General features: G+C 73.5%; 26 protein-coding genes. 14 read left to right on the top strand and 12 right to left on the bottom strand.

The window, feature by feature from the left end; all coding sequences use genetic code 11:
* The 7 genes from MOJ79_RS08235 to MOJ79_RS08205 form a co-directional block, all read left to right on the top strand.
* Window positions 1-352, top strand: a 352-nt coding sequence (locus tag MOJ79_RS08235; protein WP_241923721.1) for an energy transducer TonB, incomplete at its 5' end; no start/stop codon positions are given.
* A 57-nt stretch (window positions 353-409) separates the two neighbouring features.
* Complete coding sequence (locus tag MOJ79_RS08230; protein ID WP_241923720.1) at window positions 410-1,222, top strand: MotA/TolQ/ExbB proton channel family protein; 813 nt, start codon at window positions 410-412, stop codon at window positions 1,220-1,222.
* A 21-nt stretch (window positions 1,223-1,243) separates the two neighbouring features.
* Complete coding sequence (locus MOJ79_RS08225) at window positions 1,244-1,681, top strand: ExbD/TolR family protein (RefSeq protein WP_119354879.1); 438 nt, start codon at window positions 1,244-1,246, stop codon at window positions 1,679-1,681.
* Between the two features lie 15 nt (window positions 1,682-1,696).
* A complete protein-coding gene (locus MOJ79_RS08220) occupies window positions 1,697-2,131 on the top strand; it encodes an ExbD/TolR family protein (protein WP_241923719.1) in 435 nt (144 codons plus the stop codon).
* 41 nt (window positions 2,132-2,172) lie between these two features.
* Entirely contained in the window at window positions 2,173-3,144 is a 972-nt protein-coding gene (locus MOJ79_RS08215) for an MBL fold metallo-hydrolase (RefSeq protein ID WP_241923718.1), read from the top strand.
* Entirely contained in the window at window positions 3,141-3,932 is a 792-nt protein-coding gene (locus tag MOJ79_RS08210) for an SDR family NAD(P)-dependent oxidoreductase (RefSeq protein WP_241923717.1), read from the top strand. Before MOJ79_RS08215 ends, MOJ79_RS08210 begins: the two co-directional genes overlap by 4 nt.
* Before the next feature lie 38 nt (window positions 3,933-3,970).
* Entirely contained in the window at window positions 3,971-4,543 is a 573-nt protein-coding gene (locus tag MOJ79_RS08205) for a TMEM165/GDT1 family protein (protein ID WP_241923716.1), read from the top strand.
* A 277-nt stretch (window positions 4,544-4,820) separates the two neighbouring features.
* Here MOJ79_RS08205 and MOJ79_RS08200 read toward each other — a convergent pair whose 3' ends face one another.
* The 4 genes from MOJ79_RS08200 to MOJ79_RS08185 are packed head-to-tail and all read right to left on the bottom strand — an operon-like array spanning window position 4,821 to window position 8,220.
* Window positions 4,821-5,837 (bottom strand): TRAP transporter substrate-binding protein, encoded by a 1,017-nt coding sequence (locus MOJ79_RS08200; protein WP_241923715.1) that lies wholly within the window; start codon window positions 5,835-5,837, stop codon window positions 4,821-4,823.
* A gap of 39 nt (window positions 5,838-5,876) precedes the next feature.
* Window positions 5,877-7,166 (bottom strand): TRAP transporter large permease, encoded by a 1,290-nt coding sequence (locus MOJ79_RS08195; protein WP_241923714.1) that lies wholly within the window; start codon window positions 7,164-7,166, stop codon window positions 5,877-5,879.
* Complete coding sequence (locus MOJ79_RS08190; RefSeq protein ID WP_241923713.1) at window positions 7,163-7,699, bottom strand: TRAP transporter small permease subunit; 537 nt, start codon at window positions 7,697-7,699, stop codon at window positions 7,163-7,165. Before MOJ79_RS08190 ends, MOJ79_RS08195 begins: the two co-directional genes overlap by 4 nt.
* Window positions 7,696-8,220: a gluconokinase gene (locus MOJ79_RS08185; protein ID WP_241923712.1), complete on the bottom strand. Its 525-nt coding sequence runs from the start codon at window positions 8,218-8,220 to the stop codon at window positions 7,696-7,698. Before MOJ79_RS08185 ends, MOJ79_RS08190 begins: the two co-directional genes overlap by 4 nt.
* 198 nt (window positions 8,221-8,418) lie before the next feature.
* Between MOJ79_RS08185 and MOJ79_RS08180 the strand changes: the two genes are divergently transcribed.
* From MOJ79_RS08180 to MOJ79_RS08170, 3 genes are all read left to right on the top strand, one after another.
* Complete coding sequence (locus MOJ79_RS08180) at window positions 8,419-9,456, top strand: substrate-binding domain-containing protein (RefSeq protein WP_241923711.1); 1,038 nt, start codon at window positions 8,419-8,421, stop codon at window positions 9,454-9,456.
* A 494-nt stretch (window positions 9,457-9,950) separates the two neighbouring features.
* A complete protein-coding gene (gene gloA / locus MOJ79_RS08175) occupies window positions 9,951-10,349 on the top strand; it encodes a lactoylglutathione lyase (RefSeq protein ID WP_119354889.1) in 399 nt (132 codons plus the stop codon).
* Window positions 10,350-10,490: 141 nt separating this feature from the next.
* Entirely contained in the window at window positions 10,491-11,123 is a 633-nt protein-coding gene (locus MOJ79_RS08170) for an FMN-binding negative transcriptional regulator (protein WP_241923710.1), read from the top strand.
* 18 nt (window positions 11,124-11,141) lie between these two features.
* Here MOJ79_RS08170 and MOJ79_RS08165 read toward each other — a convergent pair whose 3' ends face one another.
* Genes MOJ79_RS08165 through MOJ79_RS08150 form a run of 4 tightly spaced genes read right to left on the bottom strand, consistent with a single transcriptional unit; the run spans window position 11,142 to window position 14,593 of the window.
* A complete protein-coding gene (locus tag MOJ79_RS08165; protein ID WP_241923709.1) occupies window positions 11,142-11,786 on the bottom strand; it encodes a hypothetical protein in 645 nt (214 codons plus the stop codon).
* On the bottom strand, window positions 11,783-12,766 hold the full coding sequence (locus MOJ79_RS08160) for an MlaD family protein (protein WP_241923708.1): 984 nt from the start codon (window positions 12,764-12,766) through the stop codon (window positions 11,783-11,785). The genes MOJ79_RS08165 and MOJ79_RS08160 overlap by 4 nt, the downstream gene beginning before the upstream one ends.
* 7 nt (window positions 12,767-12,773) lie before the next feature.
* Complete coding sequence (locus MOJ79_RS08155) at window positions 12,774-13,601, bottom strand: MlaE family ABC transporter permease (protein ID WP_241923707.1); 828 nt, start codon at window positions 13,599-13,601, stop codon at window positions 12,774-12,776.
* A gap of 41 nt (window positions 13,602-13,642) precedes the next feature.
* Window positions 13,643-14,593, bottom strand: a complete 951-nt coding sequence (locus MOJ79_RS08150; protein ID WP_241923706.1) for a LysR substrate-binding domain-containing protein — start codon at window positions 14,591-14,593, stop codon at window positions 13,643-13,645.
* Between the two features lie 126 nt (window positions 14,594-14,719).
* Between MOJ79_RS08150 and MOJ79_RS08145 the strand changes: the two genes are divergently transcribed.
* On the top strand, window positions 14,720-15,043 hold the full coding sequence (locus MOJ79_RS08145; RefSeq protein WP_241923705.1) for a DUF2917 domain-containing protein: 324 nt from the start codon (window positions 14,720-14,722) through the stop codon (window positions 15,041-15,043).
* A gap of 95 nt (window positions 15,044-15,138) precedes the next feature.
* On the top strand, window positions 15,139-15,867 hold the full coding sequence (locus MOJ79_RS08140) for a CPBP family glutamic-type intramembrane protease (RefSeq protein WP_241923704.1): 729 nt from the start codon (window positions 15,139-15,141) through the stop codon (window positions 15,865-15,867).
* Window positions 15,868-15,879: 12 nt separating this feature from the next.
* On the opposite strand, the gene MOJ79_RS08135 is transcribed toward MOJ79_RS08140, so the two are convergent.
* Window positions 15,880-17,562, bottom strand: a complete 1,683-nt coding sequence (locus MOJ79_RS08135; RefSeq protein WP_241923703.1) for a GMC family oxidoreductase — start codon at window positions 17,560-17,562, stop codon at window positions 15,880-15,882.
* Between the two features lie 116 nt (window positions 17,563-17,678).
* On the opposite strand from MOJ79_RS08135, the gene asd reads away from it, so the two are divergent.
* Window positions 17,679-18,524: an archaetidylserine decarboxylase gene (asd, locus tag MOJ79_RS08130; RefSeq protein ID WP_241923702.1), complete on the top strand. Its 846-nt coding sequence runs from the start codon at window positions 17,679-17,681 to the stop codon at window positions 18,522-18,524.
* Between the two features lie 12 nt (window positions 18,525-18,536).
* On the opposite strand, the gene eda is transcribed toward asd, so the two are convergent.
* Window positions 18,537-19,175: a bifunctional 4-hydroxy-2-oxoglutarate aldolase/2-dehydro-3-deoxy-phosphogluconate aldolase gene (gene eda / locus MOJ79_RS08125; protein ID WP_241923701.1), complete on the bottom strand. Its 639-nt coding sequence runs from the start codon at window positions 19,173-19,175 to the stop codon at window positions 18,537-18,539.
* Window positions 19,172-20,995, bottom strand: coding sequence for a phosphogluconate dehydratase (gene edd, locus MOJ79_RS08120; protein ID WP_241923700.1), 1,824 nt, complete (start codon window positions 20,993-20,995; stop codon window positions 19,172-19,174). The genes eda and edd overlap by 4 nt, the downstream gene beginning before the upstream one ends.
* A 150-nt stretch (window positions 20,996-21,145) precedes the next feature.
* Here edd and MOJ79_RS08115 point away from each other — a divergent pair, with 150 nt between their 5' ends.
* Complete coding sequence (locus MOJ79_RS08115) at window positions 21,146-21,751, top strand: gamma-glutamylcyclotransferase (RefSeq protein ID WP_241923699.1); 606 nt, start codon at window positions 21,146-21,148, stop codon at window positions 21,749-21,751.
* Between the two features lie 13 nt (window positions 21,752-21,764).
* Here MOJ79_RS08115 and MOJ79_RS08110 read toward each other — a convergent pair whose 3' ends face one another.
* On the bottom strand, window positions 21,765-22,355 hold the full coding sequence (locus MOJ79_RS08110; RefSeq protein ID WP_241923698.1) for a nucleotidyltransferase family protein: 591 nt from the start codon (window positions 22,353-22,355) through the stop codon (window positions 21,765-21,767).
* Window positions 22,356-22,362: the final 7 nt, after the last annotated feature.

Raw genomic sequence — 22,362 nt, 5'->3', positions numbered from 1 at the left:
GCTGCCGCCACCGGCGCCACCGGCGCCGCCGCCCGCCGCGGCCGCGCCGGCCAAGCCGGCGGCGCGGCCCGCGCGCATCGACTTCGCCAGCTGCGCGCGGCCCGACTACCCGGCCGCCGCACGCCGCGCCAACGTCGAAGGCGTCACGCGCATCCGCTTCACGATCGACGCCAGCGGTGCCGTCGTCAAGGCCGAGATCGAGCGCGCGTCGGGCACCTCGCGCGAGCACCGGCTGCTCGACCGCACCGCCGTCGACGCGCTGAGCGCGTGCCGCTTCGAGCCCGGCGTCGACGAGGACGGCCGACCGGTCGGCGCGACGTCGGTCGTCGAGTACGCGTGGCGGCTGGAGTGACCCCCTGTCCCTGTTCGTGACATCGAAGTGACCGTGACTGGAACCCCTGGAGAGAGCATGCCCCTGTCGAAGACCGTGCGCGCCACCCTGGCTGCGCTGCTGCTGGCGCTGACCATGTCGATCGCCGCGTGGCCGCCCGCCGCACGCGCGCAGACGGCGCCCGCCCCCGCCACCGCGCCGCTGCCCCCGCCGCCGCTGCCCGACACCGTCGTCGTCGACAACCCCTACGGCCTGCAGGCGCTGTGGGCGCAGGGCGACTGGGTCGCGAAGGCGACGCTGCTCGTGCTGCTCGCGATGTCGGTGGGCAGCTGGTGGGTCATCGTCGTCAAGCTCGTCGAGCAGCGCCGGCTGATGGCGCATGCCGCGGCGGCGCAGCAGTCGTTCTGGCGCGCGCCGACGCTGGCCGACGCGGCGCGCGCACTGCCCGGCGACAGCGCGCTGCGCTTCGTCGCCGAGCAGGGCCTGAAGGCCAGCGAGGCGCAGGCCGGCACGCTGGTGGCGAACGTCGACCGGCCGACGTGGATCGCGACGAGCGTGCAGCGCGCCGTCGACGCGGTGCAGCTGCGGCTGCAGAACGGGCTGGCGCTGCTGGCCACCGTCGGCTCGACAGCGCCCTTCGTCGGCCTGTTCGGCACCGTGTGGGGCATCTACCACGCGCTGGTGGCGATCGGCGTGTCGGGCCAGGCGTCGATCGACAAGGTCGCCGGGCCGGTCGGCGAGGCGCTGATCATGACCGCGATCGGGCTGGCCGTCGCGGTGCCGGCCGTCATCGGCTACAACGCGCTCGTGCGGCGCAACAAGGTCGCGATGGAGAAGGTGCGCGCCTTCGGCGCCGACCTGCAGCAGGTGCTGCTCGCGGCCAGGCCCTGAACCCCGCACGGACGCACCGCGATGGCCATCCCGCTGCCCGGCACCGACGGCGACGACGACGCGCTGAACACGACGATCAACACGACGCCGCTGGTTGACGTGATGCTCGTGCTGCTGATCATCTTCCTGATCACGATCCCCGTCGTCACCGCGTCGATCCCGCTCGAGCTGCCGAAGGAACGCACGACGCCGGCACAGAGCCCGCCGCCGACGATCGTGCTCGCCGTCAACCGCGACGGCGCGATGTTCTGGGGCACCGAGCACGTGCCCGACGTCGCGACGCTGGTCGAGCGGCTGAAGGCCGAGGCCGTGAAGACCCCGCAGCCCGAGGTGCATATCCGCGGCGACGCGCAGGCGCGCTACGAGGCGGTCGGCCGCCTCGTGCTCGCGTGCCAGCGCGCGGGCATCCGCAAGGTGGGCTTCCTGACCGAGCCGCCGGCGCGGGCCGCGGCGCGCTGACGGGAGGGCCCGACGATGGCGATCCCGCTCGGACCCCAGCGCGACGACGACGAGCCGATGGTCGACATCAACACCACGCCGCTGATCGACGTGATGCTGGTGCTGCTGATCATGCTGATCATCACGGTCCCGATCCAGACGCACGCGGTGAAGATGGCGATGCCGGTGCCCGCGGCGCAGCCGCCGGCCGAGCCGCGCGCGCCGGTGCGCATCGACATCGAGGCCGACGGCACGCTCGGCTGGAGCGGCGAGGTGCTCGCCGGCCGCGCTGAGCTCGAGGCGCGGCTCGCGCGCGTGGCCGCCGACCCCGACCCACCCGAGGTCCACGTGCGCCCGAGCAAGGACGTGGCCTACGAGCACGTCGCCGCCGTGCTCGCGAGCGCGCAGCGCGTGGGCGTCGCGAAGATCGGCATCGTCGGGCACGAGCAGTTCGTCGACGCGCTGCGCTGAACGCGCGGGCGCCCGACGGGCCGCTGCCTAGAATGCCGCACATGACGGCCACCCTTCCCGCCTGGATCGAGCCGCTGGGCCACGGCATCCACGCGATCGACACCGGCTTCCACCGCGCGCGCTTCGACGCCGCGTACCTGATCGTCGAGCGCGGGCGCGCCGCGTTCGTCGACACCGGCACGCATTTCGCGCTGCCGCGGCTGCTCGGCGCGCTCGACGCGCTGGGCATCGCGCGCGACGCGGTCGACTACGTAATCCCGACGCACGTGCACCTGGACCACGCCGGCGGCGCCGGCTCGCTGATGCGCGAGCTGCCGCGCGCGACGATGCTCGTGCACCCGCGCGGCGCGCGGCACATGATCGACCCGAGCGCGCTGTGGGCCGGCGCGACCGCCGTCTACGGCGCCGACGAGATGGCGCGTTCCTACGGCGAGGTCGTGCCGGTGCCGGCCGAGCGCGTGCGCACGACCGACGACGGCATGACGGTCGAGCTGGCCGGCCGGGCGCTCGCGTTCATCGACACGCCGGGCCACGCGCGCCACCACCACTGCCTCTGGGACGAGGCCAGCCGCGGCTGGTTCACCGGCGACACGTTCGGGCTGAGCTACCGCGAGTTCGACGTCGACGGCCGCGCGTGGATCGTGCCGACGTCGACGCCGGTGCAGTTCGAGCCCGACGCGCTCGAACACTCGATCGGCCGCCTGCTCGCCCGCGCGCCGGCGTGCATGTACCTGACGCACTATGGGCGCGTGGACGACGTGCAGCGGCTGGGCGCGCTCGAGCTCGGCCTGCTGCGCGAGATGGTCGCGATCGGGCAGCGGCTGCGCGACGCCGACGACCGCCACGCGCGGCTGAAGGCCGCGCTCGCGGCGCTGTACGTCAACAGCCTGCACGACCACGGCTGCACGCGGTCCGCGGCCGACATCGAGGCGCTGCTGGCGATGGACATCGAACTCAACGCGCAGGGCATGGCCGCGTGGCTCGACCGCGACCGCCGCAAGGAGCGTGCATGACGGCGATCCGCTTCGGGCTCGACGGCCGCGTCGTCGTCGTCACCGGCGCCGCACAGGGCATCGGCGAAGCCTGCGTGCGTCGGCTCGTCGACGACGGCGCCGCCGTCGCGCTGTGGGACGTCGCCGACGACGCCGGCCGCGCACTCGCGCAGTCGCTGAGCCAGCAAGGCGCACGCACGCACTACGTGCACTGCGACGTCGCGCGCAAGGCCGACGTCGACGCGGCGCTGGCCGCGACGCTGGCCGCGTTCGGGCGCGTCGACGGGCTCGTCAGCAACGCCGGCATCTTCCGCGCGGCGCCGTTCCTCGAGATCACCGAGGCCGACTGGGACGCGGTGATCGGCGTCAACCTGAAGGGCGCGTTCCTCGTCGGGCAGGCGGTCGCGCGCCAGATGGTCGCCCAAGGCCGCGGCGGCGCGATCGTGCAGATGAGCTCGGTCAACGGGCGGCTGGCGATCCCGACGATCGCCAGCTACAACGCGAGCAAGGGTGGCATCGACCAGCTCACGCGCGCGATGGCGCTCGCGCTCGTCGACCACGGCATCCGCGTCAACGGCGTCGCGCCGGGCACGATCGCCACCGAGCTGGCGAAGAACGCCGTGCTGACCAGCGACGAGGCCAAGGCGCGCATCATGAGCCGCACGCCGATGCGGCGCCTGGGCGAGCCGCGCGAGGTGGCCGACGTCGTCGCGTTCCTGCTCAGCGATGCGGCGAGCTACGTCACCGGCGAGACGGTGCTCGTCGACGGCGGGCGCATGACGCTGAACTACACGATGCCGCCGGCCTGAGCCGCGCCGCGCTCCCCGGCCCGCCTGCGTCCGCCTCCTTGCTCGAAGCCTTCTTCGTCTCCACCGGCGTCGTCGCGCTCGGCGAGGTCGGCGACAAGACGCAGCTGCTCGCGCTGCTGCTGGCCGCGCGCTACCGCAAGCCGCTGCCCATCATCGCCGGCATCCTCGTGTCCACGCTGCTCAATCACGCGGCCGCGGCGGCGCTGGGCGCGTGGCTCGCGCGCACGATCGACCCGCAGTGGATGCGCTGGGGGCTCGGACTGTCGTTCCTTGCGGTCGCGGTGTGGATGCTGATCCCCGACGAGGCCGACGAGGTCGAAGGCCGAAGCAGCGGGCGTCTCGGCGTGTTTGGGCTGACGGTCGTCGCGTTCTTCCTCGCCGAGATGGGCGACAAGACGCAGGTCGCCACCGTGATGCTCGCCGCGCGCTTTGATGACCTCGTCGCCGTCACTGTCGGTACGACGCTGGGCATGATGATCGCCAACGTACCCGCGGTGCTGCTGGGCGACAAAGCCGTGAAGTTCATGCCGGTGCAGTGGGTGCACCGCATCGCGGCCGTGGTGTTCGCGGCGATCGGCGTCGCGGTGCTGGCGGGAGTCGGCGCACCTTGACCGGTGCCAGCGGCCCCGGGACGTGCGGAGCGCCGACGATGCGTCTGCGGCAGCGGCCGCTGCCGCAGCCCGCTCTGAAGATATCGCCACGGCACTCGGGCGCTGGCGACGTGGGTCGCGCACGGCACGTCGTCCAGGTCGCAGGCGTGCAGCAAAGCGTGGATGTCCGGCCCGTGCCGTGCGATTGCGGCGTCACCGGCGCGAGCACCGCCGCGTGCTCGCGCGCCGGTGCCACCATCGCGTCCGGTCGTGAACGATCGGCGCGACGCGCGCGGCCTCACTTCCTGCGCAGCCTTGCCAGCTCGGCTTGGGTCTCGTCCCACAGCGCCTGGCCGACGTTGGCGGCGATGCCGGCGTTGATCCGGGCCAGCCGCTCGCGCATGCGCGCCGCCTCGGCGGCGGGCAGCTCGTTGACCTCCATGCCCTTGGCCTTCAGCTCGGCGAGCGCCTTGGCAGCCTCGTCGCGCGTGTCCTTGCGCTCGAAGTCGCGGCTCGCCTTCGCAGCGTCGAGCAGGATCTTCTGCTCGTCCTTGCTCAGTCCGTCCCACCACTTCTTGCTCGCGAGCACGACCCACGGGCTGTAGACGTGGTTGGTCACCGTCAGGTATTTCTGGACCTCGAAAAACTTGCTGCTCAGGATCGTGTTGAACGGGTTCTCCTGGCCGTCGACGGCCTTCGTCTCGAGCGCACTGAACAGCTCCGAGAACGGCAGCGGGATCGCATTGGCACCGAGCGACTTGAAGCTGTCGAGGTAGACCGGGTTCTGCATCACGCGCAGCTTGATGCCTTCCATGTCCTCGAGACGGTTGACGGCGCGCCGGTTGTTGGTCAGGTTGCGGAAGCCGTTCTCCCAGTACACGAGGCCGACCAGCCCCTTGTCCTGCAGACGGTCGAGCACCTTCTGGCCGATCGGGCCGTCGAGGATCGCGTCGGCCTCCTGCACGTTGTTGAACAGGAACGGCGTGTCCCACAGCGCCATTTCCTTCGTGATGCCGACCAGCGTGGCGGTCGAGCCGACCATCATCTCCTGCGCGCCGCCGATCAGCGCCTGCTGCATCTGGGTGTCGGGACCGAGCGCGGCTGCGCCGATCGCGCGCACGCGCATCTTGCCGCCGCTGGCCTTCTCGACGTGCTCGGCGAAGACCTTCACCGCTCGGCCCTGGTTGCTCTGCTCGTTCAGGCCGTAGCCGAAGCGGATGATGCGCGGCTTGATGTCCTGCGCGTGGGCGGCCAGTGGCACGGCGAAGGGAATGGCAGCCGCGGCGATGGCGGCCACGAGGGTGCGACGCAACATCGGGAAGTCTCCTTGGGAGCGAAGGGGTGGGGAAGTCGATCAGCGCATCCACGCCAGCGGCGCGGTGACGATCTGCGGGAAGGCGACGAACAGCGAAAGGATCACGAGGTAGGTGAGCAGGAACGGCGCGACGCCGCGCACGACCTCGTCGAACCGCAGCCGTCCGACGCCGGCCACGACGTTGAGCACGGTGCCCACCGGCGGTGTGATCAGGCCGATGGCACCGTTGAGAACGAACATCAGCCCGAAGTACACCGGGTCGATGCCAGCCTTGACGGCGATCGGCAGCATCACCGGCGCCAGGATCAGGATGCTCGGCGTGAGGTCCAGTGCAGTGCCGATGACCAGCAGCGTGAGCATCATCACCGCCATCAGCAGGCGCGGGTGGTCGACCAGCGGGCCGAGCAGGCCCGCCAGCGTGTTCGGCAGGTCCGCCAGCGTGACCATGTAGCTCGCCACCGCGGCGCCGGCGCACAGGAACATCACGATCGCCGTCGTGCGCGCGGCGCGCACGAGCACACCGTGCAACTGCGCCAGCGTCAGCTCGCGGTGGACGAACAACGCGATCACGAGCGCATAGAACGCAGCCACCACCGCCGCTTCGGTAGGGGTGAAGACGCCGGTCTTCATGCCGCCGATGATGATCACTGGCATCAGCAGCGCCCAGAACGCCTTCGCGGTGGCGCGCAGCCGCTCGCCCAGCGGCAGCTTCGGATCCTGCTGCACCCGCAGGTCGCGCAGCACCAGCTTCCACGCGATCACGAGGCCGATGCCCATGATCAGTCCCGGCACGATGCCGGCCAGGAACAGCTGCGAGATCGAGGTGTTGGTCGTCACGCCGTAGATCACGAACGGCATCGACGGCGGAATGATCGGCGCGATGATGCCGCCCGAGGCCATCAGCCCGGCCGAGGTGTGCATCGGGTAGCCGTGCTGGCGCATCATCGGCAGCAGGATCGTCGCCAGCGCCGCGGTGTCGGCGAGCGCCGAGCCGCTCATGCTGGCCATCAGGATCGCGGCGCCGATCGTCACGAAGCCGAGCCCGCCGCGCACGTGGCCGACCCAGGCCTGCGCCATCGCGATGATGCGGCGGCTGATGCCGCCGGCGTTCATCAGCTCGCCGGCGAGGATGAAGAACGGCACCGCCAGCAGCGGGAAGCTGTCGACGCCGGCCACCAGGTTCTGCGCGAGCAGCTGGGTGTCCCAGAAGTCGAGCGCCCATGCCATCGCCGCGCCGGTCAGCAGCAGCGCGAAGGCCATCGGCACGCCCAGCCCCATCAGGCCGATCATCGAACCGACGAAGACGAGTGCGACCCAGCCTTCGCTCATCGCGGTGTCCCTGCGCCGGGCGCGGCGCGCGGCGGCGCGTCGGCGCCAAGGTCGATCGTCCGTCCGCGCCAGAGGTTGACGAGCGCCATCACGCCGATCGCGACGGCGGCGAAGAGAGCCGGCAGCGGCAGCAGCGCGGTCGGGTAGCCGAGCACGACGCTGCGGCTGGAAAGGCCGACGACGACCTGCTGCCATGCCCCCCACCCGACCAGCACGCAGCCCAGCAGCACGAGGGCGTGAACAACCCGCGTCAGCACCGCCAGCACGCGCCCGCCGGCGGCGTGGCGCCACAACCGCAGCAGCCCGGTGAACGCCATGTGCTGCCCGTACGGATAAGCCAGCGTCGCGCCGATGAAGACCACCCAGACGAAGAGCAGGCGCGACAGTTCCTCGCTCGCCGCGATGCCGCTGCCGAAGCCGTAGCGCAGCACGACGTTGATGAACACCGCGGCAGCCATCACCGCCAGCGTGAGGCCCATCACCGTCTCGCCGATGCGCACGACCAGCGGCGCGCGGGGTGGCGACGCGCTCATCGCGGCGCTCCCGCAACAGTGGCCGCCGCCAGCGCGCCGAGCCAGCGCACGGCATGCGCCGTCAGCTCGACCAGCGGCCGGGTGGCGTCGAGCGTCAGCACGGCGCTTTCGTGCAGCGGCGGCTCGAGGGCCTCGAACTGGCTGTCGACGAGCGCGGGCGGAAACAGGTGCTCGGCCGCGCGCGCGGTGACGCGGCGCAGCGCTTCGTCGCGGTCGAGCGTCAGGTGCACGAAGCGCACGCCGGGCGCGGCGGCGCGCAGGCGGTCGCGATAGCTGCGCTTGAGCGCCGAGCAGGTCAGCACCGCACCGCCGGGATGCGCGCGCAGCGCATCGGCCAGCGCGTCGAGCCAGCCGGCGCGGTCGGCGTCGGTGAGCGCGACGCCGGCGCGCATCTTGGCGACGTTGGCCGGCGGGTGGAAGTCGTCGCCCTCGATGAGCGGCCGGCCGAGCGACGCGGCCAGGGCACGGCCGAGACTCGACTTGCCGCAACCGGCCACGCCCATGACGATCACCGAATCCATCGGAGTTGTGCGTAAGGTCGATTCACGATTGGATAGCGCTATCTCACGCGACCCGAAAAAGGAGCGGACTCGGTCCGCTCCTGCCGTCGCGAAATCTCTGCATTCCCGTCCTTCGACGGGTGGACGCGAACTTGCGCGAGGTCGTTGGATAGCGCTATCCTAGACCTCCGCGCCAACGCCGAGACTCCGTGTTTACCCTTGCCCAGCCGATCCGATGACCACCGTCCCCGCCCCCGCGCCACGGGTCGCGTGACGCTCGACGACGTCGCGCGCGAAGCCGGCGTCAGCCGCATCACCGCATCGCGCGCGCTGCGCGGCCAGCGCAGCGTCGATCCCAGCCTCGCGCGCCGCGTGCGCGACGCCGCCCAACGCCTCGGATACGTGCCCGACCCGGCGGCCCGGGCGCTCGCCTCGGCGCGCAGCTCGCACGTCATCGTGCTGGTGCCGCTGCTGTCGAACACCCTCTTCGTCGATCTGCTCGAAGCGGTGCAGGCCACGCTGATGCCGGCCGGCTTCCAGACCCTGATCGGCATCACGCACTACGACCGCGACGAGGAGGAGCAGCTGCTGCGCAGCTACATGGCGCACCGACCGGCCGGACTGCTGGTGACCGGCTTCGACCGCAGCGAGGCAAGCCGCCGCCTGATCGCCGCCAGCGGCGTGCCCTGCGTGCACCTGATGGAGACCACCGACGCGGCGGGCGTGTACAGCGTCGGCTTCTCGCAGACCGCCGCCGGACGCGCGATCACTGAACACCTGCTGGCGCGGCGACGGCAGCGCATCGCCTTCGTCGCCGCACAACTCGACCCGCGCGTGATGCAACGTGCCGAGGGCTATCGCCAGGCGCTGCGCGCCGCCGGCCTGTACGACGCGCGGCGCGAACTGCTGAACCCGCAGTGTTCGTCGATCGCGCTCGGCGCACAGCTGTTCGAACAGCTGATGGCACAGCAGCCCGACACCGACGGTGTGTTCTTCTGCAATGACGACCTCGCGCAGGGCGGGCTGCTGGCCGCGCTGCGGCTGGGGGTCAAGGTGCCGCACAAGGTCGCCGTGGCCGGCTTCAACGACCTGCCCGGCAGTGACCAGATGTGGCCGCCGCTGACGACGGTGCACACGCCGCGGCGCGAGATCGGCGCCGCGGCAGCGGGCATGCTACTGGCACTGATGCGCGGCGAGCCGGTCGCGAAGCCTTGCGTGGACGTGGGTTACTCGATCGTCGTGCGCGGCAGTACCTGAAGCCACACGCCTGGCCTTCGACGAAAAAGCGCAGGCCCACCGCGCGGCGGGCCGACTGGGTGCAGTCCGGCCCTGGATGCGCTCACGGCACCGGCCCCTCGCACTCGAGCACAGCGACGAAGGGGTCGACGTGACGGAGACGGTGCTGTCAGCCGGTGCCTCATGCCAGCCGGACGGCTCGCCTTCGGGCGTGGCGTCGCGCGCGCGGACAGCGGTCCCGGCACGCACAGATCATGCGGCAGGTCGTCAAGACCACCAGCAAGTCGGTGTCGCTGTCGGAACCGGCCCCAAAGCGAACGCCGCGTTTGGCCCGTCGGCAGCGGCGAACAGGCCGCGAGGCACGGCAGCGGCACAGTCGGCTGCTGGCCATCGTGCAGCGCCCGCATGCGGCGCGCGCAACGCAGTGGCTCGCCGCCGTGCGGTCGGTGCAGCAGGCACCGACGCGTTACGCTCGCACCTTCATCCACCCCGAAGCTTTGCGAAGCCCCACGACGATGAGACTGCTCCACACGATGCTGCGCGTCGGCAACCTGCAGCGTTCGATCGACTTCTACACCCAGGTGCTGGGCATGAAGCTGCTGCGCACGACGCGCCGGCCCGACCAGAACTACGACCTCGCGTTCGTCGGCTACGCCGCGAACCCCGAGCAGGCCGAGATCGAACTGACCTACAACTACGGCGTCGACCGCTACGAGATGGGCACCGCCTACGGGCACATCGCGATCGGCGTCGACGACGTCTACGCGACCTGCGCCGCGCTGCGCGAGAAGGCCGCGCAGTACGGCGGCGCGATCACGCGCGAGCCGGGGCCGGTCAAGGGCGGCACGACGGTGATCGCGTTCATCACCGACCCCGACGGCTACAAGATCGAGCTGATCCAGCGCGACGCGTGAACCTCCGCCTACGCGCTTCGCGCGCCCCCTCCCGGGGAGGGGGCACCGCCAGCGGACCGGCCGAGCCGGATCCGCGGCGGTCGCTTGAAGGCGCGAGGCTTATTGGCGACGTGTGCCACATGCTCGACGTGGACCCCTGACATGTACCGGCCCGCGCACTTCGCCACCGACGAGCCCGCGGCGCTGGCCGCGCTGATGCGCGCGCACCCGCTGGCCACGCTGGTGCACCGGCACGACGGCGCGCTCGACGCCGACCCGATCCCGCTGCTGTACGACCCGGCCCCGTCGCCCGAAGCGCCGCACGGGTGGCTGCGCGGCCACGTCGCGCGCGCCAACCCGCTGTGGCGCACCGCGGACAGTCGCGACGTGCTCGCCATCTTCCACGGCCCGCAGGCCTACGTGACGCCGTCGTGGTACGCGAGCAAGGCCGCCACGCACAAGGTCGTGCCAACGTGGAACTACGCCGTCGTCCACGCGCACGGGCCGCTGCGCGCCGTCGACGACGCGGCGTGGCTGCACGCGCTCGTCACGCGGCTGACCGACACGCACGAGGCGGCGCGCGCGCAGCCGTGGGCCGTGTCCGACGCGCCGCCCGACTACGTCGCGCAGATGCTGCGCGCGATCGTCGGCATCGAGATCGCGGTGACGCGGCTCGAGGGCAAGTTCAAGCTGAGCCAGAACCGCGACGCCGCCGACCGGCGCGGCGTCGCCGACGGGCTCGCGCACGACGATGCGCCGCAGGGCGCCGACCTCGCACGCTGGATGTCGCGCTGAGCACCGGCGGCGCAGCCCTCAGCGCGTGCCGCCGGCGACGTCGATGCGGCGCTGGATGCGCGCCGCCTCGGCCGCGTCGCCGGCGCGCTCGGCCTGCCTGCGCTGCACGTGCAGCCACGCGAGCAGCGCGCGCCGCCAGCCCTGCGCCGACGCGGCGTCGACGGCCTGCGCGACGACCTCGGGCGTCGCGCGTCCCGACTGCAGCAGCACGGCGGCGGCCACCAGCCGTCCCAGCGGGTCGTCGGTGGCGGCCGGCGCCTTCGCGTCGCCTGCTGCGGCGCGGCGGTGGTGCTCGGGCAGCCGCGCGGCGTCGGCCCGCTCGAGGCGGCCGGCGAGATAGTCGGCATACGCGCGGTCGGCTGCGGTCGCGTCGGCGCGCAGTGCCTCGAAACCCGTGCACACGCCGAGGTCCAGCCGCGCGGCGTGCGCCGCGCAGCGCATCAGCTCGACGCGTGCGAGCAGCTCTGGCCGGCCGGTGCGCGCGATCTGCGTGCGTGCGCGCTCGAACTCGACCGCCTCGACGCGCGCATGGCCCTCGAGCGCTGCGGCCACCGCGCGGTCGAGCGCGCCCTTCGCGTCGGCGGCCCAGTCGGGCGGCGGCGTGCCGGCACAGCCGGCCAGCGCCGCGGCCATCACGAACGCCGACACCGCACGGCCCGTCATGGCAGCTTCACCTCGGTGTCGCGCGCGAACGGCCAGCGGCGGTTGACCTCGCCGATCAGGTGGTCGATGCGGCGCAGCGTCGCCTCGACCTCGGCGCGCAGCGCGTCGAGGTCGACGGTGGCCGCGCGCACGTTGCCGGCGATGCCCTTCGTCTCGTCGAGCACGGCGTTGACCTTCTCGACGCTCGTGCGCGCGTCGGCGAGCAGCGCGCGCAGCTCGACGACGCCGGCCTGCACGTCGGCGAGCACGCCGCCGTCGCCGAGCACGCGCGCGTCGGCGCGCGCGACGACGCCGTCGATGCGCGCGATCAGCGCGTCGGTGCGCGCGACGGCGCCCTCGAGGCGGCTCACGAGCCGCTTCGCCTGCTGCTCGTCGCCGACCACGGCCCCGAGTGCACCGCCGGGGCCGTTGAGCCGCTCGGCGAAGCGCTGCGCCTGCGCCAGCGTGCCGGCCAGCGGCGCGTCGGCCGCCGTCAGCGCCCTCAGGTTGGCGATCAGGTCGCGCGCATCGCGCACGAGCTGCGGGATCTCGGCGGTGGCGTCGCCGACCAGCACGCGCCGCTCGGCGCCCGGCGGCAGCGGCGGGTCGCTCAGCACGCCGCTGTAGGCGCGCAGGCTGGTGCCGCCGACGAGGTTGCGCACCAGCACGAACACGCTCGACTCGCGCAGCCACTTCGCGTCGCGCACCGGCACGTCGACGACGATGCGCACGCTGCCGTCGTCGGCCAGCGCGATGCGGCGCACGCGCCCGATCGCGAAGCCCGAGAACGTCATGTCCATGCCGACGCTGACGCCCTCGGAGTCGTCGGCGACGAGCACCAGCTCCTGCGTGCGCTCGAACGCGCCGCGCGCGTACAGCAGGTACGTCACCGAGGCGGCCAGCAGCAGCGCGAGCGCGACCAGCAGCAGCGTGGCCTTGAGCTCGAGCCGCGCATCGCGCGCCGGCGTCGGCGGCGCAGGGCTGTCGGGCGCGGGCAGCATCGCGTCGTCAGTAGTAGTTGCCCATCAGCGAAGCGATCTCGACGAGCAGCAGCAGCACGAACATGCGCACGAGCGCGCGCAGCTCGACGCGCGTGCGCGAGGCGCCCGGCGGCGCGTCGTACACCGCCGAGGCGATCGGGATCAGCGCGACCGTCACGCTGAAGGCGAGCGTCTTCAGGCTGAAGATCAGCACCACGGGCGGGTTGAAGATGTGGCCCACCGTGCGCGTGTAGCCCGCCAGCGCCCACGGCGTCAGGCCGTGGATCGACACGTACGCGATCACGAGCGCGACGACGCAGCTGACGCCCGCCAGCATCAGCACCGCGAACACGCCGGCCGCCACGCGCGGCAGCAGCTCGCCCGCGAGCATCGCGCGCGAGCGCATCGCGGCCGTGTCCAGGCCCAGGCGCCGGCGCAGCCCCACCAGCTCGGCGCCGGCCGGCAGGCTGTAGCGCAGCGCGACGAACAGCGCACCGGCCAGCGGAATCAGTTCGAGCACGAGCACGCGCACGACCATCTCGAGCGCGTACTGCGACAGGCCGTAGCTTTGTGCCGTGACGATCACGATGCGGATCAGCACGACGCTCAGGAACGCCGACAGCAGCGTGAACCCCGCCAGCGTCGGCGCCGTGCCGAGCACGAGCTGGCGCGCCATCTGCGGCCGCTGGCGCGCCGCGTAGCTCGACGGCGACAGCGCGAGCACGAGCAGCACCGCACCGAGGTGAATCACGCGCCACCAGCCGGCGAGCCAGCCCGCGACGGCCCGCCACGGCGCCAGACGCGGCAGCGACGTCCATGCGTCGCGGGCGTCGGCGTTCGAGTCGAGGCGCACCATGGCCGGATGATAGGCAACGCCCGCGCGGCGTCCCGGCGGCGTCAGTCGGCCAGCCTTGGCGCCTGCTGGAACTGCGCGTGCAGCCACGCGACGAAGGCCTCGACGTGCGCGCGCCGCGCCGTCGCCGGGTTGACGACCAGCACGTGGCGAAAGCCCGCAGGCATGCGCAGCTGCGGCAGCGGCATCACGAGGTCGCCGCTGGCCACGCAGTCCTGCAGGAACGGCGAGCGCACCAGCGCGACGCCTTGGCCGCGGATCGCGGCCTGCACCGCCTGGTCGACGAACGAGAACACGAGCCGCCCCGCGCGCGGCGCGACGACGCCGGCGCCGGCGAACGCGAACCACGACGCCCAGTTCAGCCGTCGCGCGCCGGCGACGCTGTCGTCGAGGTCGAGCAGCGGCCAGCGCGCGAGGTCGGCCGGCGCGTGCACCGCGGCCTGCTCGAGCAGGCGCGGGCTGAGCGCGGGGGCGACGACGTCGTCGACGAGCAGCGTCGCACCCGGCGGCGTGCGCTCGTGCGGCACCCAGCGGATCGCGAGGTCGACGTCCTCGGCGCGCAGGTCGACGACGCGGTCCGACGCGTCGAGGCGGATCTCGATGTCGGGGTGCGCGCGCTGGAACCCGGCCAGCCGCGGCACCAGCCACAGCGACGCGAACGACGCGTAGGTCGTCAGCGTGACGCGGCGCGCATGGCCGACGCCGCGGATCTCGCCGACGCACTGGTCGATCGACGCGAGCGCCTGCTGCACCGCGCGCTGCAGCGCGGCGCCGGCGGCCGTGAGCTCGAGCGCGCGCGTCTTGCGCACGAACAGCGCCGCGCCGACCTGGCGCTCGAGCGCCGCGACCTGGCGACTGATCGACGACTGCGTCAGGTGCAGTTCCTCGGCCGCGGCGGTGAACGACAGCCGCCGCGCGGCGGCCTCGAAGCCGCGCAGCGAAGCGAGCGCGATCGGGCGCGTGCGTCGGGCGCGGGGAGTGGATCGCGTCGGCATCGCCGCACGATACATGCACGAAGCGCATGCATCAACTGCGTTCTTTTCGTTTGTCGTCTAGGGTGTCCTCGTCGTTCAATGCCTGCGTGCGTCACTCACCGATGCACGCAACGAATGGAGAACGCGATGGACACGATCGAACTCTCCGCCGGCCAGCTGCTGGTGATCGACTGCGCTGCACGCCTGCGCGTGCAGTGCGGCCGCCTGTGGCTCACGCGCGAGCGCGACGCGACCGACACGGTGCTGCACGCCGGCGACGAGGTCGCGCTGGGCAGCGGCCGCGTCGTCGTCGAGGCGCTGGCTGCCGCGCGGCTGCAATGCCTGCCCGCCGAGCCCACCGCCGTCGCGGCGCGGGCGCTGCCGGCACTCGCGCGCGCGGCGCAGCGCGTGCGCGCGCACCTGGCCGCCGCGATCGTGCGGCTGCAGCTCGGCCCGGCGCCATGCCACTGACCCGCGGCGCACCATGGCACCCGGCGCAGGGTGCCCGCGGCTGCGCGACACCGCAGCCCGCTCGGGCGCCTCGCCCGTGGCGACGCTTTGCGGCGGTGTGGCTGCTCGGCGCCGCGGGCGTCGCTTCGCTGCTGCTGCAGGCGCCGCCGCCGGCCGTCGTCGCCGCCGCGCCGCCGACGGTGGCCGCATCGCCGCTGGCACTGCGCGCGCTGCTGGCGCTGCCACCGCTGGCCCTCATGACGCTGGCGGCGCTGGCCGGTGCGGCCTGGGCGCACCGCGTCGGGCTGCGCAGCGTGCTGGCCGGCACGCAGGGCAGCGGCGGTGGCCGCGTCGCGGCGATGCTCGGTGCAGGCGGCGCCATCGGGCTGCTGCTGGGGACCGCCATCGGCGTCGTTGAGGTCGCGCTGCCGCGCGCAGGTAGCAGCACGGCACCATCGGCGTGGACGCCGCTGGCGGTGGCGCTTCTCTACGGCGGCCTGGCCGAAGAGGTGCTGATGCGCTGGGGCCTGATGGCGGCGCTGACGCTGGCGCTGGCGAGGCTGCTGCCGCGCCCGCGCGCTGCGGGCACGCGGCGCGTCGACCGCAGCGTCGTCGCGGTCGCCGTCGTCGTGACGTCGCTCGTGTTCGCCGCCGCGCACCTGCCGGCGCTGGCGGCGCTCGTCGCGGCGCCGACAGCGGCCGACGTGCTGCGCGTGCTGGGGCTCAACACCACCGCCGGCGTCGTCTATGGCGCACTCGCGTGGCGGCACGCGCTCGAATCGGCGATGGCCGCGCACGCCGCCACGCACCTCGGCCGCGTCGCGGTGCACGCCGCGTGGGTCTGACGGCGGTGGCCGTCAGACGCCGGCGGCGATCCAGCGCGCGGCCTTCTCGGCGATCATCAGCGTCGGGCTGTTGGTGTTGCCGCTCGTGATCGTGGGCATCACGCCGGCGTCGACGACGCGCAGCGCGCGCACGCCGCGCACGCGCAGGTGCGGGTCGACGACGGCCAGCGGGTCGTCGGCGCGGCCCATGCGCGTCGTGCCCACCGGGTGGAAGATCGTGCTCGCGATGTCGCCGGCCAGCCGCGCGAGCTCGTCGTCGCTCTGGTACTGCACCCCCGGCCTGAACTCCTCGGGGCGGAAGCGCTGCATCGCCGGCTGCGCGACGATGCGCCGCGTCACGCGCAGGCTGTCGGCGGCCACGCGCCGGTCGGCGTCGGTGCTCAGGTAGTTCGGCGCGATCGCCGGCGCGTCCTCGAAGCGCGGCGTCTTGATGCGCACGTGGCCGCGGCTGGTCGGGTTCAGGTTGCACACGCTCGCGGTGATCGCATCGAAGCGGTGCAGCGGCTCGCCGAACGCGTCGAGCGACAGCGGCTGCACGTGGTACTCGATGTTGGGCCACGGCTGCTGCGCGTCGCTGCGCGTGAAGGCGCCGAGCTGGCTCGGCGACATGCTCAGCGGGCCGGTGCGCCACAGCGCGTACTCGAGCGCCATGCGCGCCTTGCCCCACCCCGAGTGCGCCAGCGTGTTGAGCGTGCGCGCGCCGTGCACCTTGTAGACCGCGCGGATCTGCAGGTGGTCCTGCAGGTTCTCGCCGACGCCGGGCAGATCGTGCGCGACCGCGATGCCCAGCGACTGCAGCAGCGGCGCCGGCCCAATGCCCGACAGCTGCAGGATCTGCACCGAGCCGATGCTGCCGGCCGCGAGGATGACCTCGCCGCGCGCCCGCACCTCGACCGCGTGGCCGTCGCGCACGACGCGCGCGCCGGTGCAGCGCAGCGCGCCGTCGGCGTCGCGCTCGAGCAGCAGGTGCGGCACGCGCGCGCCGGTCCACACGGTGAGGTTCGTGCGGTGCCGCACCGGGCGCAGGAAGGCCTTCGCCGCGTTCCAGCGCCAGCCCCCCTTCTGGTTGACCTCGAAATAGGCGACGCCCTCGTTGTCGCCGCCGTTGAAGTCGCGCGTGGGCGGGATGCCCGCCTGCTGCGCCGCGAGCGCGAAGGCGTCGAGCACGTCCCAGCGCAGCCGCTGGCGGTCGACGCGCCACTCGCCGGTGCTGCCGCGGCGGCCGTGGCCGTGCAGCGCGGCGAATGCGGGGTCGTGCTCGCCGTCGCCGCCGGCGTCGAGCCGCCAGTGGTCTTCGTGCGCGACGAAGTCGGGCAGGCAGTTCGCCCACGTCCACGCGTCGTCGCCCGTCAGCGCGGCCCAGCCGTCGTAGTCGCGGCGCTGGCCGCGCATGTAGATCATGCCGTTGATGCTCGAGCAGCCGCCCAGCGTGCGCCCGCGCGGGTAGCGCAGCCGGCGACCGTTGAGCCCGGCGTCGGGCTCGGTGTGGTAGCACCAGTCGGTGCGCGGGTTGCCGATGCAGTACAGGTAGCCGACCGGGATGTGGATCCAGGGATAGTCGTCCTTGCCGCCGGCTTCGAGCAGCAGCACGCGCTTGGCGGGGTCGGCGCTCAGCCGGTTGGCGAGCAGGCAGCCGGCAGTGCCGGCGCCGATCACGAGGTGGTCGAACGTGAGGTCGCTCGGGGAAGGGTTCATGGGCTGGCATTGTCGGCGCGCGGCGGCACCGGTGCAGTGCGTCGGCGCGCCGATACACTGCGCGGCCTTGCCGGCGGCCGCCTTGCGCGCCGCGCACAGCCCACCGACCGCCCGCGATGTCCGACCGCCTCGCCGTTCTCGCCCAGCACCTGCTGCCCAAGCTCGCGCTGACGCGACTGATGGGGCGCCTGGCCGACGCCGAAGCCGGCGCGGCGACGACGGCCGTGATCCGCTGGTTCGTGCGTCGCTACGGCGTCGACCTGACCGAGGCGGCGCAGCCCGACGCCGCGGCGTACCGCACGTTCAACGCGTTCTTCACGCGCGCGCTCAAGCCGGGCGTGCGGCCGCTGGCGGACGCGGCGTGGATCTGCCCGGTCGACGGTGCGATCAGCCAGTTCGGCGCGCTCGACGGCGAGCGCCTCGTGCAGGCCAAGGGCCACGACTACACCGCCACCGCGCTGCTCGGCGGCGACGCCGGGCTGGCACGGCGCTTCCACGGCGGCCACTTCGCGACGCTGTACCTGAGCCCGAAGGACTACCACCGCATCCACATGCCGGCCGACGGCCGGCTGCGGGCGATGACGCACGTGCCGGGGTCGCTGTATTCGGTCAACCCGACGACGGCACGCGCGCTGCCGGGGCTGTTCGCGCGCAACGAGCGCGTCGTGTGCGTGTTCGACGGCGCGACGGGGCCGTTCGTGATGGTGCTGGTCGGCGCGACGGTCGTCGGCAGCATGGCCACCGTCTGGCACGGCGTCGTCAACCCGCCGCGCCCGCGCACCGTGCGGCGCTGGACCTATGGCGACGACGCGCCGCGGCTGCGCCAGGGCGACGAGATGGGCCGCTTCCTGCTCGGCTCGACCGTCGTGGTGCTGCTGCCGCCGGGGCCGCTGGCGTTCAACCCGCAGTGGGCGCCGGGCCGCCCGATCCGCATGGGCGAGGCGATGGCCGGCGCGCGCTGAGCGCGCTGCGCGTCAGCCGCGCAGCGCCGCCGCCGCGCGCGCGAGTGCCGTGATGCGCGCCCAGTCGCCCGCGTCGACCGCGTCGGTGGGCGTCAGCCACGAGCCGCCGACGACCCGCACGTTGGGCAGCGCGAGGAACTGCGGCGCCGTCTCGGCCGTGATGCCACCGGTCGGGCAGAACGCGACGTCGGGAAACGGGCCGGCCAGCGCCTTCAGCAGCGGCACACCGCCGGCCGCGGTGGCCGGGAAGAACTTCAGGAACGAGAAGCCGTCGGCCTGCGCGCGCATCACCTCGCTCGCGGTGGCCACGCCGGGCAGCAGCGGCAGGCCCGCGTCGCGGCACGCGGCGCCGACCTCGCCGGTGTAGCCGGGGCTGACGGCAAACCGTGCGCCGGCATCGCGCGCCGCGCGCGCGTCGCCGACGCTGCGCACCGTGCCGGCGCCGACGATCGCGTCGGGCACCTCGCGCGCGATCGCCTCGATGCACGCCAGCGCCGCCGGCGTGCGCAGCGTCACCTCGAGCACGCGCACGCCGCCGGCCACGAGCGCGCGCGCCAGCGGCACCGCGTCGGCGACGCGCTGCAGCACGATCACGGGAATCACCGGGCCGTGGCCGGCGAGCTCGAGCGGGTCCATCGGCAGCGTGCTCATGCGGGCAGCCAAGTGCAGGCGCCCTGCTCGGCGCTGGTGACGAGCCGGCGCATGCCGGCGAACAGCTCGCGCCCGAGGCCGTGCGCGTGGTCGTCGGCCTGCGCGGCGTCGATCGTGGCCGGTGTGCGCGCCGCCCACTCGGCCGCATCGACGAGGGCCTCCAGCGTGCCGGCCACCGCATCGACGCGGACGCGGTCGCCGTCGCGCAGCTTCGCGAGCGGCCCGCCGTGCAGCGCCTCGGGCGTCACGTGGATCGCCGCCGGCACCTTGCCCGACGCGCCGCTCATGCGCCCGTCGGTGACGAGCGCGACGCGAAAGCCCTTGCCCTGCAGCACGGCCAGCGGCGGCATCAGCTTGTGCAGCTCGGGCATGCCGTTGGCCGCCGGTCCCTGGAAGCGCACGACGACGACGACGTCGCGCTCGAGCTCGCCGGCCTTGAACGCCGCCTGCATCGCCTCCTGCGACGCGAACACGCGCGCCGGCGCCTCGACGACGTGGCGGTCGTCGGGCACGGCCGAGGTCTTGATCACCGCACGGCCGAGGTTGCCGACGAGCAGCTTGAGCCCGCCGGTGGGCGAGAACGGCCGCGCGGCCGGCCGCACGATGGTCTCGTCGCCACTGGCCGCCGGCAGCGGCTGCCAGCGCAGCGCGTCGCCGTCGAGCGCGGGCACGCGGCCGTAGGCAGCGAGGCCGCCTTCGGCCACCGTCGTCACGTCGGGGTGCAGGCAGCCGGCGTCGAGCAGCTCGCGCAGCACGAAGCCGGGGCCGCCGGCGGCCTGGAACTGGTTCACGTCGGCGCTGCCGTTGGGGTACACGCGCGCCAGCAGCGGCACGGCGGCCGACAGGTCGGCGAAGTCGGTCCAGTCGATCACGATGCCCGCGGCGCGCGCGACCGCGACCCAGTGGATCAGATGGTTCGTCGAGCCGCCGGTGGCCAGCAGCGCGACCATCGCGTTGACGATGCAGCGCTCGTCGACGAGCCGCCCGATCGGCGCGAAGCGCGGCGTGCGCGCCGTGATGCCCAGCAGTGTGCGCACCGCCTCGCGCGTCAGCGCCTCGCGCAGTGCGGCGTGCGGGTGCACGAACGCGCTGCCCGGCACGTGCAACCCCATCGCCTCGAGCAGCATCTGGTTGCTGTTGGCGGTGCCGTAGAAGGTGCAGGTGCCCGGGCCGTGGTAGGCGGCCGACTCGGCCTCGAGCAGCTGGTCGCGGCCGACGAGCCCCTGCGCGGCGAGCTCGCGCACCCGGGCCTTCTCGCTGTTCGACAGCCCCGAGCTCATCGGCCCGGCCGGCACGAACACGCACGGCAGGTGGCCGAAGTGCAGCGCGCCGATCAGCAGCCCCGGCACGATCTTGTCGCACACGCCGAGCAGCAGCGCGCCGTCGAACACGTCGTGCGTCAGCGCGACCGCGGTGGCCATCGCGATCGTGTCGCGCGAGAACAGGCTCAGCTCCATCCCCGGCGTGCCCTGCGTGACGCCGTCGCACATCGCCGGCACGCCGCCGGCGACCTGCAGCGTGGCACCCTGGCGGCGCGCCTCGTCGCGCAGCACGGCCGGGAAGCTCTCGTACGGCTGGTGGGCCGACAGCATGTCGTTGTATGCGGTGACCACCGCCAGGTGCGGTGCGCGCTCGGCGACGACGCGCAGCTTGTCGGCCGCGGGCAGCGCCGCGAACGCGTGCGCGACGTTCGCGCAGCCGAGGCGGTCGCTGCCGCGCGGGCGGGCGATCAGCCGCTCGACGCGCTCGAGGTACGCGCGCCGCGTGGGCGCGCTGCGGGTGCGGATGCGCTCGGTGATCTCGGCAACGGCGGCTCGCATCGGGGGGCTCTCCGGGGGCGCGGCAGGGCGGCCAGAGGCCGCCTGTAACCAGTTTGGGGATTTTGATGTAACCGAGTTACAACGTCAAACGCTGTGCACGGGAACGCAGGCTCGCGCGCTGAGATCATTGCCAGACGCGTCCCGGTTCCGATGATCCCCCAGCCGCCCACCGTCCATCGCGACCCGCAGCACCTGCTGCACCACGTGCGCGCGCAGTGGGGCGGGCGTGGCGACCTGTGGGTGTTCGGCTACGCGTCGCTGATCTGGCGCCCGGAGTTCGAGCCCGACGAGCAGCGCCCGGCCTTCGTGCACGGCTATCACCGCGCGCTGCGCATGGTCTCGCGCATCAACCGCGGCACGCCCGAGCGCCCGGGGCTGGTGTTCGCGCTGCTGCCGGGTGGCGCGTGCCGCGGGCTGGTCTACCGCATCGACGCCCACCGCGCGCACGACGAACTCGAGCGGCTGTGGGCGCGCGAGATGCCCACCGGCGTGTACGACCCGCGCTGGCTCGACTGCCGCACGCCGCAGGGTCCGGTACGCGCGCTGGCGTTCACGCTCAGCCGGCGCAGCCCGAGCTACACCGGGCGGCTCGGCGACGACACGATCGTCGAGATCCTGCGCGAGGCGCGCGGGCGCTACGGCACGACGCTCGACTACCTGGTGCGCACCGCGCAGGCGCTGCGCCACCACGGCATCGCCGACCGCGAGATCGAGCGGCTGGTGGCGCTCGCGCGCCGCCACCGGCTGCTCGACTGAACGCGGCGCGCCGCTAACGCGATGCGCTCGTCGCCGCAGTGCCGCCGGCGGCGGCGTGCAGCAGCGACATCGCATCGACCGGTCCGGCCTCGCGCAGCGTGCCGGGGTCGTCGACATCGACGCCCACCGACGGGTAACGTGCGACGAGGCGGCGCGCACCGGCGGCACCGTCGAGCACGACGAGCTCCGAGAACAGCTCGGCGGCGAAGCCCACCGGTTGCCCGGGCCGGCCGGCGTGCTGCGCGTAGGCCACCGGATGCTCGTCGAGCGCGCGCGCGACGGCGGCGATCGTCGACGGCTGCACGAGCGGCATCTCGGCCGGCAGCAACACCCAGCCGCGCGCATCGGCGCACGCGGCCACGCCGGCAGCGATCGTTCGGCCGAGCCCGCGTGCGGCGTCGTCGTCGCTCAGCACGACGACGTCGTGCACGGCAGGGTTCGCGCGCACCTGAGGCGCGTGCGCCAGCGTCGTGACGACGACCACCGGCAGCAGGCTCGCGAGCGCGTGCTCGATCGTCGTGGCCAGCACCGCCGGCACGAGCCCGAAGGCCCTCGCACCGCCACCGGCAGCGAGGACGACGACGAAGGGTCGGGACGGCGACATGGCGTTG

The sequence above is a fragment of the Calidifontimicrobium sp. SYSU G02091 genome (assembly GCF_022631395.1).
In the GTDB taxonomy this organism is placed as follows: domain Bacteria; phylum Pseudomonadota; class Gammaproteobacteria; order Burkholderiales; family Burkholderiaceae_C; genus Calidifontimicrobium; species Calidifontimicrobium sediminis.
The sequence above is the reverse complement of the archived record's forward strand: the minus strand, read 5'-3'. Positions and strand labels throughout refer to the sequence as shown.